This window comes from Streptomyces sp. NBC_01241, from assembly GCF_041435435.1.
In the GTDB taxonomy this organism is placed as follows: Bacteria; Actinomycetota; Actinomycetes; order Streptomycetales; family Streptomycetaceae; genus Streptomyces.
Genome location: NZ_CP108494.1, coordinates 5,837,226 through 5,849,955, shown reverse-complemented (window position 1 = coordinate 5,849,955; position 12,730 = coordinate 5,837,226). Strand labels below are relative to the sequence as shown.

Annotated in this window: 10 protein-coding genes; 9 read left to right on the top strand and 1 reads right to left on the bottom strand. The window is 71.9% G+C overall.

The features are described from left to right. Nucleotides 1-167: 167 nt before the first annotated feature. Entirely contained in the window at nucleotides 168-1,298 is a 1,131-nt protein-coding gene (locus OG306_RS26340) for a Ku protein (protein ID WP_266748545.1), read from the bottom strand. Nucleotides 1,299-1,359: 61 nt separating this feature from the next. On the opposite strand from OG306_RS26340, the gene ligD reads away from it, so the two are divergent. The 9 genes from ligD (at nucleotide 1,360) to OG306_RS26295 (ending at nucleotide 12,718) form a co-directional block, all read left to right on the top strand. Continuing rightward, the gene (gene ligD, locus OG306_RS26335) at nucleotides 1,360-2,256 is read left to right on the top strand and encodes a non-homologous end-joining DNA ligase (protein ID WP_266748543.1); all 897 of its coding nucleotides are present in this window, start codon (nucleotides 1,360-1,362) and stop codon (nucleotides 2,254-2,256) included. Nucleotides 2,257-2,572: 316 nt separating this feature from the next. Continuing rightward, a complete protein-coding gene (locus OG306_RS26330) occupies nucleotides 2,573-4,807 on the top strand; it encodes a HEAT repeat domain-containing protein (RefSeq protein ID WP_371665666.1) in 2,235 nt (744 codons plus the stop codon). After that, nucleotides 4,804-5,157, top strand: a complete 354-nt coding sequence (locus OG306_RS26325) for a zinc-ribbon domain-containing protein (protein ID WP_371665665.1) — start codon at nucleotides 4,804-4,806, stop codon at nucleotides 5,155-5,157. The genes OG306_RS26330 and OG306_RS26325 overlap by 4 nt, the downstream gene beginning before the upstream one ends. An 86-nt stretch (nucleotides 5,158-5,243) precedes the next feature. Next, nucleotides 5,244-5,993 (top strand): hypothetical protein, encoded by a 750-nt coding sequence (locus OG306_RS26320; RefSeq protein ID WP_371665664.1) that lies wholly within the window; start codon nucleotides 5,244-5,246, stop codon nucleotides 5,991-5,993. Nucleotides 5,994-6,100: 107 nt separating this feature from the next. Next, a complete protein-coding gene (locus OG306_RS26315) occupies nucleotides 6,101-7,411 on the top strand; it encodes a sensor histidine kinase (protein ID WP_266752443.1) in 1,311 nt (436 codons plus the stop codon). Nucleotides 7,412-7,659: 248 nt separating this feature from the next. Beyond that, the gene (locus OG306_RS26310) at nucleotides 7,660-9,039 is read left to right on the top strand and encodes an FtsW/RodA/SpoVE family cell cycle protein (RefSeq protein WP_371665663.1); all 1,380 of its coding nucleotides are present in this window, start codon (nucleotides 7,660-7,662) and stop codon (nucleotides 9,037-9,039) included. 55 nt (nucleotides 9,040-9,094) lie between these two features. Continuing rightward, entirely contained in the window at nucleotides 9,095-10,552 is a 1,458-nt protein-coding gene (locus OG306_RS26305; RefSeq protein ID WP_266748539.1) for a peptidoglycan D,D-transpeptidase FtsI family protein, read from the top strand. A gap of 4 nt (nucleotides 10,553-10,556) precedes the next feature. Next, entirely contained in the window at nucleotides 10,557-11,801 is a 1,245-nt protein-coding gene (locus tag OG306_RS26300) for an amidase family protein (protein WP_266748538.1), read from the top strand. Nucleotides 11,802-11,836: 35 nt separating this feature from the next. Beyond that, a complete protein-coding gene (locus tag OG306_RS26295; protein ID WP_266748537.1) occupies nucleotides 11,837-12,718 on the top strand; it encodes an alpha/beta fold hydrolase in 882 nt (293 codons plus the stop codon). The last annotated feature ends 12 nt before the right edge of the window (nucleotides 12,719-12,730 follow it).

The following is a 12,730-nucleotide window of genomic DNA, read 5'->3' as shown; positions in this document are numbered from 1 at the left end:
TGTTCCGGCGTTCCCAGATGAACGTCTACACCAACGCAGAACGGGTTCGGCATTTCACGTCGGCCCGAACTGTATCGTCACCACCACTTCGGTGACCCAACTGCCATGGGCGTAGACCATGTTCCGACTGGCCCCGGCGCCGTTACGCACTCCCTCTGTGAGCCTCGTCAGGCCGAGGCGCGCTTGCGGGGGCGGGCCTTCTTCGCCGTCGGCTTCGTATCCGACTTGGTGCCCGACTTCGGGGTCGACTTCTTCGCCGAGGACACCGAGGGCGCGGAATTCCCCGAAGTCCCCGTGTTTGCTGAGGACTTGACGGCCGGCTTCTTCGCCGTCGATCGCCCGGCGGACTTCTTGGCGGGTGCCCTGCTCGGCGTCGACTTCTTCGCGGCCGTCTTCTTGGTTGACGCCGTGGCCTTCTTCTTCGCTCCGGTTCCGCCCGACTTCTTGCGGCCGGCGAGCGAAGTGACCTCGGCCACGGGAGCGTTCGCCGATTCTTCCTCGGACTTCGCCGACGGCTCCTCGCCCCGGGCCTCCTTCGCCGCCCGGACGCTGCTCTCCAGCGCCGCGATCAGGTCGATGACCTTGCCGCCGGATTCCGCCGTCTCCGCCGGCGCCACGCTCCGGCCTTCCGCCTTCGCCGCGATGAGCTCCTCGACCGCCTCGCGGTAGTCGTCGTGGAGCGAGTCCATGTCGACCTCGCCGAGTGTGTTCATCAGCGCGTCGGCCAGGTCGAGTTCGGCGTCGCGGACCTTGACCTCGGCATCCGGGGCGACACCCTCGGGGCTACGGATCTCGTCCGGCCACAGGAGGCCATGCATGGCGATTACATCGTCGACCACCCGCAGCATGCCAAGTCGTTCGCGGCCGCGGAGCGCGTACTTCGCCAGGGCGACCTTCTCGCTCCGCTTCAGCGCCTCACGCAGCAGGATGTACGGCTTGGCCGCCGGAACTCCGTTGGCGGAGAGGTAGTACGCCGCGTCCATCTGGAGCGGGTCGATCGAGGCGGCGGGCACGAAGGCGACGATCTCGATCGTCTTGGCCGTGGGCAGCGGGAGCGCGCCGAGGTCCTCGTCGGTGATCGGGATCACCGAGCCGTCGGCGTCCTCGTACGCCTTGCCGATCTCGGCCGCGGTGACCTCCTCCTCGTCGATCTCGCAGACCTTCCGGTAACGGATCCGGCCGCCGTCGGCGAGGTGGATCTGACGGAAGGAGATCGAGTGGTTCTCGGTGGCGTTGACCAGTTTGATCGGGATGCTGACCAGCCCGAAGGAGATGGCGCCGTTCCAAATGGACCTCACCGTTCACCCCTTGTATCCGCATAGATGCCTATAGATCCACGAAACATGTGATTCTTATCGTATGACGCCGATCACGGAGGTGGAGGGGCGGCGGCTGGCGCTCAGCAATCTCGACAAGGTGCTGTATCCGGCCACGGGAACCACCAAGGGAGAGGTGCTGCACTACTACGCGACCACCGCGGCAAAGGCCCTGCTGGCGCATCTGCGCGGCCGGCCCGTGTCCTTCCTGCGCTATCCGGACGGGCCGGACGGGCAGCTCTTCTTCACCAAGAATCCGCCGCCGGGTACGCCGTCCTGGGTACGGACCACCCCGGTGCCGCACCAGGAGGACAAGCAGGCCGGACAGGTGGTCGTGGAGGATCTGGCCTCGCTGATGTGGGCGGCCAATCTGGTGGTGGAATTCCACACTCCGCAGTGGCGGGCCGAGGCGCCCGGGATCGCCGACCGAATGGTGTTCGACCTGGACCCCGGTGCGCCCGCGACCGTCGTGGAGTGCTGTGCGGTGGCGTCGTGGCTGCGTGAGCGGCTGGCGGCGGACAGGTTGCCCGCGTACGGGAAGACCTCCGGGTCGAAGGGGCTGCACCTGCTCGTACCGCTGGAGCCGACCCCCGCCGATCGGGTGTCCGCGTACGCGAAACGGCTGGCCGTCGAGGCGGAACAGGAGCTTCCGGAGCAGGTCGTGCACCGCATGAGGCGGGCGTTGCGGCCGGGGAAGGTGTTCGTCGACTTCAGCCAGAACGCGGCGTCGAAGACGACCGCGACCCCCTACACGCTGCGTGCCCGGCCCGAACCGACCGTCTCGGCGCCCGTCACCTGGGCGGAGATCGAGGCGTGCCGGACGCCGGAGACGCTGGTCTTCCTGGCCGGTGACATGGCGGCGCGGCTGGAGCGGTACGGGGATCTGCTCGGGCCGCTCACCGATCCTGACCGGGCGCGACCGCTGCCGGCTGCGCGGTAGCGGTAGTAGTGCTCCGGGCAGGCGTGGGGCGTGGATGGTCTGCGCCGGAGTTCGGGGCAGGCGTGGGGCGTGGATGGTCTGCGCCGGAGTTCGGGGCAGGCGTGGATGGTCTGCGCCGGGTTCGGCGCCGGAGCGGGTGGCGTGTCGTACGGGCCGTCGAGGCGGCCGGAATTCGCCCTCACGGCCGCATGGCGCATGGTGGACGATCTTGTCATGTCCGTAAGGAAGTGACCGCATGTGGCGGGCGGAGCGTCCGAACCGTGGTGCACACTCCTCGCAGACACTGCTTCGTGGAGTTGCGTGGGGAGGCGATGGCGTGTTCACAGGGATCGACGAGGTCGACTGGGCCTCGATGGAGCATGCCTATGGGCCTGCCGATGATGTGCCGGCGATGCTGCGGGGCCTCGCGTCCGACGATCCGGCGGAGCGCGAGACGGCGCTGGACGGTATGTACGGGGCCGTTCACCATCAGGGCGATGTGTACGCCTGCACGTTGGCCTGCATTCCTTTTCTGTTCGAGCTGGTCGTGGATCCGGGGATTCAGGACCGGGGCAGCATCGTCGAGCTGCTGACCAGCATCGGCGGCATCGATCTGGACGAGGACGACGAGGACGAGATCGACGAGGAGGAGATCGAGGGCGCGGCGAACTACGCGATGGCGGCGACCGCCGTCACCGCGTGCGCCGGGGTGTTCTGCGAGCTGATGGCCGACGAGGACCCGGGGGTGCGGCTCTCCGCTCCCCTGGCGCTCGCCACCCTCCACAACCGCCCGGCACGGGTGCTCGCGCTGCTGCGGGAGCGGCTGCCGGTGGAGCCGGCCGAGGAGGTGCGGCTCGCCCTGGTCGAGGCCGCCGGGCGGGTCGCTCTGCGGCATCGCGAGCTGGCCGGACAGACGGCCGACTGGCTGTCCCGGCTCGCCGGTGAGGGGTTCCCGCCGGGGCTGCGGCTCGCCGCCCTGGCCCAGTTGGCGCGGTGTGCGCCGGACGCGCTGCCGGGCGATGTCGTACGGGTGGTGACGGGGCTGCTGCGGCAGTTGCGCTCCGCGCCCGCGCGCCGGTCCGGGGCGGCCACCACGACCGACGACCGGACCGGCGCGGCCGGGGCCCAGGCCGGCGCGGTCGGCGCGGTCGGGGCCCGGGCCGGCGCCCAGGCCGAGGCGGTCGCGGCCGTCGACGCGCACGCCGAGCCGGTTGGGGCCGGGGAGCCGTCCGGCGAGGAGCGGGCCACGCCGGTGACGCTGGTGGGGCAGCTGCGGGCGCTGTCCGACGAGGAGGACTCGGGGCGTACCGCCCCCTGGACGGCGGATCTGCTGCGGACGCTGCACGTCGGGCTCGACGACCGGGTCGCCGAGCGGACTGCGCTGCTGGCGGACCAGCTGCGCAGCCCCGACCGGCGGCAGCGGATCGACGCGCTGCGGATGAGCAGCGGGCTGATCCGGGTCTGGCGCGGTTCGTACGAGGAGCTGGTCCGGCTCGTCGGTGAGCAGCTCGCCACGCCGGAGTCTCAGCTGGCCGGGGCGGCCGCGCATGTGCTGGAGGAGCTCTTCGGGCTGGCCGCGCCCGCCGGCGACGCGCTGGCCGCGCGGGTGGCGGCGGACCCCGATTCCTGGGTGCAGGCCTGGCCCAGCGGCCCCACCGGGCTCGGCAGCGCGGTGAAGGCGCTGGCCCGGCTGGGCGATGCGCGAGCCGTGCCCGCGCTGACCGCGGCACTGGAGCGGCCCGAGGTGCCGCACGACGTGGGGTTCGCCATCGGCCACCTGGGCGCGGCGGCGGCCCCGCTGGCCCCGGCGCTGCGCCGCAGGCTCGGCGAGGTCCGTCTCGACGAGGCGGCGTACGACCTGGCGGGCCCGCTCCTCGCGGGGCTGACCGCGCTGCGGGCGGGCGAGGCGACGCCGGAGGTGCTGCGGGTGCTGCGCGGCGCGCCGGAGTACCGGGGCCGGCGACTGCGTACGGCGGCGCTGCGGGCGCTCGGCTCGTTCGGGCCCGCCGCGCACAGCGCCGTACCGGAGCTGCGTACGCTGCTGCGCCGTCCCGGGTCCACCTCGGCGACCGAGGCCGCTCAGGCACTGTGGGCGATCGACGGGGATGCCGACGCCGTGCTGCCGGTGCTGATCGAGGGCCTCCAGGCGGAGCGCGTCCACGAGCGGTGCTCCGCGGTGAACGCGCTGGGCAGGCTCGGGACGCGGGCGGCGGTGACCGCGCCCCGGCTGCGCGCGCTGCTGCGACACGAGGAACCGTGGCTGCGGGTGGACGCGGCAGTGGCGCTGCGGGACGTGTCCGGGCGGGCCGACGAGTCCGTGCCGGTGCTCCTGACGGCCTGGGAGCGGCATCGTCATGTCCGGGTCCGGGTGGCGGAATCCCTGGCGCGGACGGGGGCCACTGGTGCAGGGTCGGACGTGGCACACGCGCTGCGCGCCGAACTCGCCTCCGTACGCCGTCACAACGCGATGGACGGCGGATACGGCAGCCACGACACATACGAGGACGAAAAGCTGCTGGCGCTCTGTCGGCAGGCTCTTCTGGGTGATACGGGGAAGGGACCCACAACATGATCATTTTCGGTACGCGGGGATATCTGTACCAACTGGCCATCCTGACGATGGTCTGCGGCTGGTGTGGCAATCCGGCCGCGCACACGCTGCGCAAGCGGGTCACCAAGTTCACGCTGTTCTTCGTGCCGCTGTTCCCGTTCTCGACGAAGTTCGCGACGCAGTGCACGTTCTGCGGCGGTGAGCAGCAGATCCCGAAGGAACAGGCCGAACAGCTGCTGGCGCAGCATGCCGCCGCGCAGAACGGCAACCCGTTCGGACAGGGACAGGGGCCGGGGCAGGGGCAGGGATCGGCGCAGGGGCAGCCGGGGTACGCGCCGGGTGGACAGGGCCAGAATCCCTACCAGCACTAACAAGCATCACCGAGCACTAAATGGGCATAACAGACTTCCTTCCGAATAAGGTCTGTGAGGGACGGGCCGCGGGAAGGGAGGCTGTCATGCGTCCGCAGCGCCGGATGCGGTGCCGCACGGCGGCGGCCCTCGGGGTCGTCGTCGGCGCAGCGCTGCTGGCCGGCTGTGGCGTCGGCGGCGGGCTGCGGAGCACCGGACCTGCTCCGAACGCCGTCGGGCCCGCCCGGCTCTGGCCCGAGCTGCCGCCCGCCTCCGCCGCTCCGTACGACTACGGCGAGGGTGAGACCGCGCGCATCCCCGGCATCGAGGTGCCGCACGACGACGTGCACCGCCTGGATCCGGTCGCGGTGGTGCGGGCCGGCCTGAAGGCCCGGCCCAACCGGGGCGGCGCCGCCGCCGACCTCCCCGCCGACACCGTCCGCCGCATCGACGCGTGCCGCACCGAACCGGCCTCCTGTCCCGTACTGCGGCCCTACTTCCGTGACCTGACGGGCGACGGCAAGGACGAGCTGGTGCTCGGCATCCGGCTGGCCGACCACCAGCTCTCCGTACGGGTCTACATGCCGGAGGGGGGCGGTCTGACCCGGATCCTGTCGACCGCGGACGCCGTGATCAGCGTCGAGCCGGCCGGGCGGGACCTGATCATGCGGGTGCCGTCGGCCATCGCCGGATACGAGTACCGCACCGCCTGGACCTGGGACGACCGGCAGCGCGCGATGCTGCCCACCCGGGACGAGATCCTGCGGATTCCACCGAACCGGGCTGCGCAGCCGCGCCCCACCGCCACCCGCCCGGCCGCAAGCCCGTCCGTCGGCGTGTCCGCGGAGCGCCGATGAGACGGCACCGGACCGGGCGGCAGGGGGCCGATCAGGGCGGGCCCGGACAGCGGAGCGCCGATCAGGGCCGGCCCGGACAGCGGCTCGGAGAGCGGCGCAGGCCGCGGATGCCTCCCTGGACCGCGACGCTCACCGGGAAGTCGGCCGTCTTCATCACCGTGATGTGCTGCGCGCTCGCCGCGCTGCTGAGTGTGCTGGTCCACACCGAGGTGACGCGTGCGACCGTCAGCCAGGCGCGCGAGGAGGCGCTGTCGCGACTGGCGGACGTCGGCGCCGCGTACAAGGCCGGCGAGGAGCTCCCGCCGGGTTCCGGCATCGATCCGCCGGGGCTGCCCGCCTCCCTGCGGGCGCTGGCCGCGCACGGCCGGCGCGGCACGCTCGTCGCCGATCACAACGGGCGTCCCGCCATGTGGGCGGCGGCTCCGGCCGACGGCCGCGCACTGGCCACGCAGGTGGACTACAGCCAGAGCGCCCGCACGATCAACGACCTCGACGGGGCGATCATCGGCTCTTCCCTGCTGGCCACCGGCGCCACTGTCCTCGTCGGCGCGTTCGCCGTCACCCGGGTTACCCGGCGACTGCACCAGACGGCCCGGGTGGCGCGCCGGATCAGTGCCGGCGACCTCGACGCCCGCGTCGACGACCCGCGTACGGCGGACCCTTCGCGCCCGCAGGACGAGGTGGCGATCGTCGCCGGAGCGCTGGACACGATGGCGTCCACGCTCCAGCGCAAGCTGCTGACCGAGCAGCGGTTCACCGCGGATGTGGCGCACGAGCTCCGCACGCCGCTGACCGGGCTGTCGGCCGCTGCCGAACTGCTGCCGCCGGGGCGCCCGTCCGAGCTGGTGCGGGACCGGGTCCGGACGATGCGGGCACTGACGGAGGACCTGCTGGAGATCTCCCGGCTGGACGCCCGTACCGAACAGGTCGAACTCGATGTGCACGAACTGGCGCCGCTCGTCGAACGCGTGGTGCGCGCGTCCGGAACGGACACCGAGATCCGTTTCGGGGACACCGGCCAGGGGCGGCCACGGGCGCCGGTGCGCGTCGAGACCGACAAGCGGCGCCTGGAACGGGTGCTGGGCAATCTGATCACCAACGCGCACAAGCACGGCCGCCCCCCGGTGGTGCTGACGGTCGACGGGCCGACGGTGACCGTACGCGATCACGGACCGGGCTTTCCGGACTATCTGCTGGAGGACGGTCCGCAGCGGTTCCGCACCGAGGGCGGCGGCAAGGGACACGGTCTCGGGCTGACCATCGCCGCCGGGCAGGCGGCGGCCATCGGCGCCGACCTCGTCTTCCGCAATGCCCCGGACGGCGGCGCGGTGGCCCGGCTCACGCTCCCCGCGTACGCACGACCGGACGACGAGGCGGCGGAGCGCCGGGACGATCCGGGATCCGGGCGGCAGCGCTGAGGTGACGGTGCGTCTGCGTCTGCGTCTGCGTCTGCGTCTGCGTCTGCGTCAGGTAACCGCCGACGCCCGCCGCCGGACAGACCGCACGAACACATCGGCCGAGCACAGCGGCCGGGCCCATCGGCCGAGCACATCGGCTGAGCACATCGGCCGGGCCCGTCGGCATCGGTTGCCGGTCCGTCATCCCGACGGACATACCCGCTATGACATAAGGGAAATAGACACCGCCTCTTGCTACGTTGCCTGGCATGACCGCAACGACGGCGGACGCACCCCCGCCCGATCTACGTCTGCCCAAGCGGCGCGGAGTCGAGCTCCTGCTCCTCATCGGGGCCGTCCTCATCCCCGTCTACGGCTACGCCGCCGTCGGCCTGGCCCGGAACGGCGTGGTCCCGCCCGACGTGGCCGGTTACGGCGCGGGCCTGGGTCTGCTCGCCCTCGTCGCCCATCTCGCGGTCCGGTTACGTGCCCCGTACGCCGATCCGCTGCTGCTGCCCATCGCCGTACTCCTCAACGGCCTCGGCCTGGTGCTGATCTACCGGCTCGACCTGGAGACCCCCAAGGACCAGGCGGCCCCCACCCAGCTGATCTGGTCCACGCTCGGCGTGGCGCTCTTCATCGCCGTGGTCGTCTTCCTGCGCGACCACCGGGTGCTCCAGCGGTACGGCTATCTCTCGGTCGCCACCGCCCTGGTCCTGATGATCGTGCCGATCTTCTTCCCGGCGGTGAACGGCGCGAAGATCTGGATCCGGGTCGGCGGATTCTCCTTCCAGCCCGGTGAGTTCGCCAAGATCCTGCTCGCGGTGTTCTTCGCCGCGTATCTCGCCGCGAACCGCAACGCCCTCGCCTACACCGGCCGCACCATCTGGAAGCTCCAGCTCCCCACCGGCCGGGTTCTCGGCCCGATCGTGGCTATCTGGCTGCTCAGCGTCGGCGTACTGGTCCTGGAACGCGATCTGGGCACGTCTCTGCTCTTCTTCGGCCTCTTCGTGATCATGCTGTACGTGGCGACCGGCCGGACCGGCTGGATCGCCGTGGGTCTGCTGCTCGCCGCCGTCGGCGCGTTCGCCGTCGGCTCCGTCGAACCGCATGTGCACAGCCGGGTCCAGGACTGGCTCGATCCATTCGCCTCCATCAATGCCGGTCAGGGCCCCGGCCAGCTGGCCCAGTCGCTGTTCGCGTTCGCCGCGGGCGGGATGCTCGGCACCGGGCTGGGGCTCGGCCACTCGATCCTCATCAGTTTCGCCGCCAAGTCCGACTTCATTCTGGCGACGGCGGGCGAGGAGCTCGGCCTGACCGGGCTGACCGCGGTCTTCCTGCTGTACACGCTGCTCGTCGCTCGCGGCTACCGCGCCGGGCTCGCCCTGCGCGACCCCTTCGGACGGCTGCTGTCGATCGGTCTCGCCTCGATCCTGGCGCTCCAGGTGTTCGTGATCGCGGGCGGGGTAATGGGGCTGATCCCGCTGACGGGCATGGCGATGCCGTTCCTCGCACAGGGCGGTTCGTCCGTCGTCACCAACTGGATCATCGTGGCGCTGCTGATCCGGGTGAGCGACCAGGCCCGCAGACCGCACCCCGGACAGGTGGAGACCGGGATCATCGCGCCGGTGACGGAGGACGAACTGTGAGCCCGTACCCGCGCACGGCGATCCCGTACCCGTCACGAGCCCCGGAGGTCGGACCGTGATCCGCTACATCCGCCGGGCCGCCGCGCTCCTGCTTCTGCTGCTCGTGGCGCTGCTGCTGAACGCCGCCCGTGTCCAGGTCCTCGACGCCGACAGCCTGGACAACAACCCCGCCAACCGCCGCCTCACGATCGCCCGTTATCACCAGCCGCGCGGCAACATCCTGGTCGGCGGCACGTCCGTCACCGGCTCCCGGAACACCGGCGAGCAGCTCACGTACGAGCGCACGTACCAGAACGGCCCGCTGTACGCGCCCGTGACCGGCTACGCCTCGCAGACGTACGGCACGACCCTGATCGAGCACGCCGAGGACGGCATCCTGTCCGGCACCGACTCGATGCTCGCCCCGTTCCCGCTGTGGAACGAGATCACGCGCAGCCAGCAGCCCGGCGGCAATGTCGTCACGACCATCAAGGACTCGATGCAGCGCGCCGCCTACAACGGGCTGGGCGGGCGGCGGGGCGCGGTCGCCGCCGTCGAACCGTCGACCGGCAAGATCCTGGCGCTGGTCTCCACCCCCTCGTACGATCCCGGCCGGCTCTCCGGAACCGGGTCGTCCGTCACCGACGCCTGGCTGCAGCTGAACGCGGCGAAGAGCCAGCCGATGCTGAACCGGGCGATCAGGCAGACGTATCCGCCGGGCTCCACCTTCAAGATCGTGACGGCGGCGGCGGCGCTCGACGCGGGCGTCGTCACCGATCCCGACGCCGAGACCGACACCCCGTCCCCCTATGTGCTGCCGGGTACGACGACCACGCTCCCCAACGAGGCGGAGGGCTGCGAGAACGCCCCGCTCGCCGAGGCGATCCGGGTCTCCTGCAACACCGTGATGGCGGAACTCGGGGTGCGTGTCGGCCTGAAGGGCATGGTGGACGCCGTGCGGAAGTTCGGCTTCAACGACACCGGGCTGAAGATCCCGTCGGGGGTGGCGAAGAGCAACTTCGACACGCAGATGAGCGACGATCAGCTGGCACTCTCGTCGATCGGGCAGTTCGACACATCGGCGACACCGCTCCAGATGGCGATGGTCGCGTCCGCCGTGGCGAACGGCGGCGACCTCAAGTACCCGTATCTGGTGGACCGTACGACCACGAGAAGCGGTTCGACCGTCCACCGCAACGGCTCGCACACCTATCACCGGGCCATGAGCCCGCGGACGGCCGTGCAGCTGCGGCGGATAATGGTCGACGTCGTGGAGCAGGGCACCGGGTCCAACGCCGCGATCGACGGGGTGACGGTCGGCGGCAAGACCGGCACTGCACAGCACGGCATCGACAACTCGGGCAGGCCCTACGCCTGGTTCATCTCCTGGGCGCAGGCGCCGAACGCGGGGCAGTCGGCTGTCGCGGTCGCCGTGGTCGTCGAAGACGCCGCCGCGAACCGGGCCGACATCAGTGGCGGCGGCAGCGCGGCCCCGATCGCCCGTTCCGTCATGGAGGCGGCCCTGCGAGACTGAACGCGTGACGGATGCGGGCGAGGCCGGCCGGGCGCTGGAGCGGATCGGGCGGGAGGATCCCCGTCTGTGTGCGTTCATCGAGGTGTGGCCCGCACGAGCGCTCGCTGACGCGCAACGGGCCCGTCAACTCCCCCTGGGCGGAATGCCGTTCGCCGTCAAGGGGCGGACCGGTATCCGTTCGTACGCGGCCCGGCGGCTGATCGCGGCCGGTGGCGTCCCGGTCGGCGCGACCTCCGTGCCGGGCCCCGGTACGCCGTGGCAGACCTGGGGGCTGGGCGCCCACGGCCGTACGGTCAACCCGTGGCGCCCCGACCGCACGCCGGGCGGCTCCTCGGCCGGCTCGGCGGTGGCGGTCGCGGCGGATCTGGTGGAGCTGGCGACCGGCAGCGACGGGGCGGGGTCGGTGCGGATTCCGGCGGCGTGGTGCGGGGTGTTCGGGCTGAAGACGTCGAACGGCCTGCTGCCCTCCCCCGACCAATCCGGTCTCGCGTCGGCCGGAGTGCTGGCCCGTTCGGCGGCTCACGCCGAGAGGTACCTGCGCTGCGTGCTGGGCGGCGGCGAACCGACGACGGCGGGCGACCCGACGGCGCACGTCCCGGCGGCGGACGTCCCGGCGGCCCACGTCATGGCGGCGGGCGACCCGGCGGCGGCCAACCTTCCGGACCTTCCGCTCCCTGCCGTGTTCAGCCCCGGTCTGGGGTACGCGGAGGTCGACCCGGAAGTGGATTCGGTCGTCCGGCACGCGGTGCGGCGGCTCGTTGCCGCCGGGGTGGTGCGGCTCGTGGAGCGTACGTGCGAGCTGCTCGACCCGCGAGAGGCGTGGCAGGCGGTCCGAAGCGGGGAACCCTCCCCGGCCGCCTCGGAGATCCGGCGCGAGAACGACCTCCGGCTCGACGCCCTGTTCGCCCGTACTCCGCTGCTGCTCACCCCCACCACCCCCAACCGCCCGCACGGCCACGACGGCCCGGGCGAGCTCTACTCGACCGCCCTGACCTGGGCGTTCAACCTCAGCGGCCATCCCGCCGCGAGCGTGCCCGCCGGATTCACGGCGGACGGCTGCCCGGTCGGGCTCCAGTTGGTGGCGGAGCACGGGGCGGACGTCTCGCTGCTCGAAATGGCCCGTGCGGCGGAGAACGCGCTGATCACCGTGCGGCCGAGCCGTCATACCGGCCGGGCTTCCGGGGCCGGTGGACGGCGTACATCCATTATGGCTGTCGCGAGTACCCCGTTCCCTCATGCTGTCGAATGATCTCGGGCCGCCTTTCGCGTCCTACCGTGGGCTCCATGACCGTTCTTCACGTACGCGACCACGGTGGCCCCGACGACGGCCTGCCCGCCCTTCTCCTGCTGCACGCGGCTTCGCGTTCCCTCGCCGACTGGGACGCCGTCGCCCCGCACCTCACCGCCGGCCACCGGGTGCTCGCCGTGGACCTGCCGGGGCACGGGTTGAGCGCCGCCCCGTCGTGGTCGTTCGACACGGTACTGAGCGACCTGGACGAGACCCTCGCCGCCCTGGGCGTCACCGGTGGTGTGGTTCCCGTCGGGCACTCGCTGGGCGGGATGGTCGCCGCGCTGTACGCCGCCGAGCGGCCGGGCCGGGTGCCGGGGGCGGTGAACCTGGACGGTTTCTGGTGGGGCAAGCCCGCGCAGTACCCGGGGCTGGACCCGGACGAGGTGGCACGGCGGCTGGCCGATATCGGGGACCTGGCCCGGACGTCGGCGGGGCAGCGGATGCCCGCGGAGTACGTCGAGCAGCAGGCCGAGTACAGCACGGGGCTGGGCATCCCGTACGAACGGGCCGAGGCGTCGTTCCGCGCGAGCGTGCGGGAACTCCCGGATGGCGGCTGGCAGTTGCTGCCGGAGCGGGAGTGCGCCCTGGAGATGCTGGATGCCATGGACGCCCTCGACCTGTTCGCGCTGTTCCGCCGCGTCCCCTGTCCGTTGCTGCTGGTCCGGGCGCTGCACCGGGTGCCGCCGACGCCCGGCCTGGAGTGGCTGGACGAGCTGATGGCGGCGTACGGCCACGGCCTGGCCCGGGATCTGGCGGTGCTGGTGGCGGAGCGGGAAGGTGTGACGGCCGAGGGCATCGGGGCGACGCACGCGATGCTGCTGGAGGTGCCGGAGCAGGTGGCGGAGCTGGTGCGGGGATTCGTCTCGCGGCTCTGAGACCCGGGTCCA

What these genes read in the sequence shown, in the direction of transcription:
- OG306_RS26315 (WP_266752443.1), top strand. Translation starts at nt 6,101, where the DNA reads ATGCCTCCCTGGACCGCGACGCTCACCGGGAAGTCGGCCGTCTTCATC.
- OG306_RS26325 (WP_371665665.1), top strand. Translation starts at nt 4,804, where the DNA reads ATGATCATTTTCGGTACGCGGGGATATCTGTACCAACTGGCCATCCTG.
- ligD (WP_266748543.1), top strand. Translation starts at nt 1,360, where the DNA reads ATGACGCCGATCACGGAGGTGGAGGGGCGGCGGCTGGCGCTCAGCAAT.
- OG306_RS26295 (WP_266748537.1), top strand. Translation starts at nt 11,837, where the DNA reads ATGACCGTTCTTCACGTACGCGACCACGGTGGCCCCGACGACGGCCTG.
- OG306_RS26310 (WP_371665663.1), top strand. Translation starts at nt 7,660, where the DNA reads ATGACCGCAACGACGGCGGACGCACCCCCGCCCGATCTACGTCTGCCC.
- OG306_RS26320 (WP_371665664.1), top strand. Translation starts at nt 5,244, where the DNA reads ATGCGTCCGCAGCGCCGGATGCGGTGCCGCACGGCGGCGGCCCTCGGG.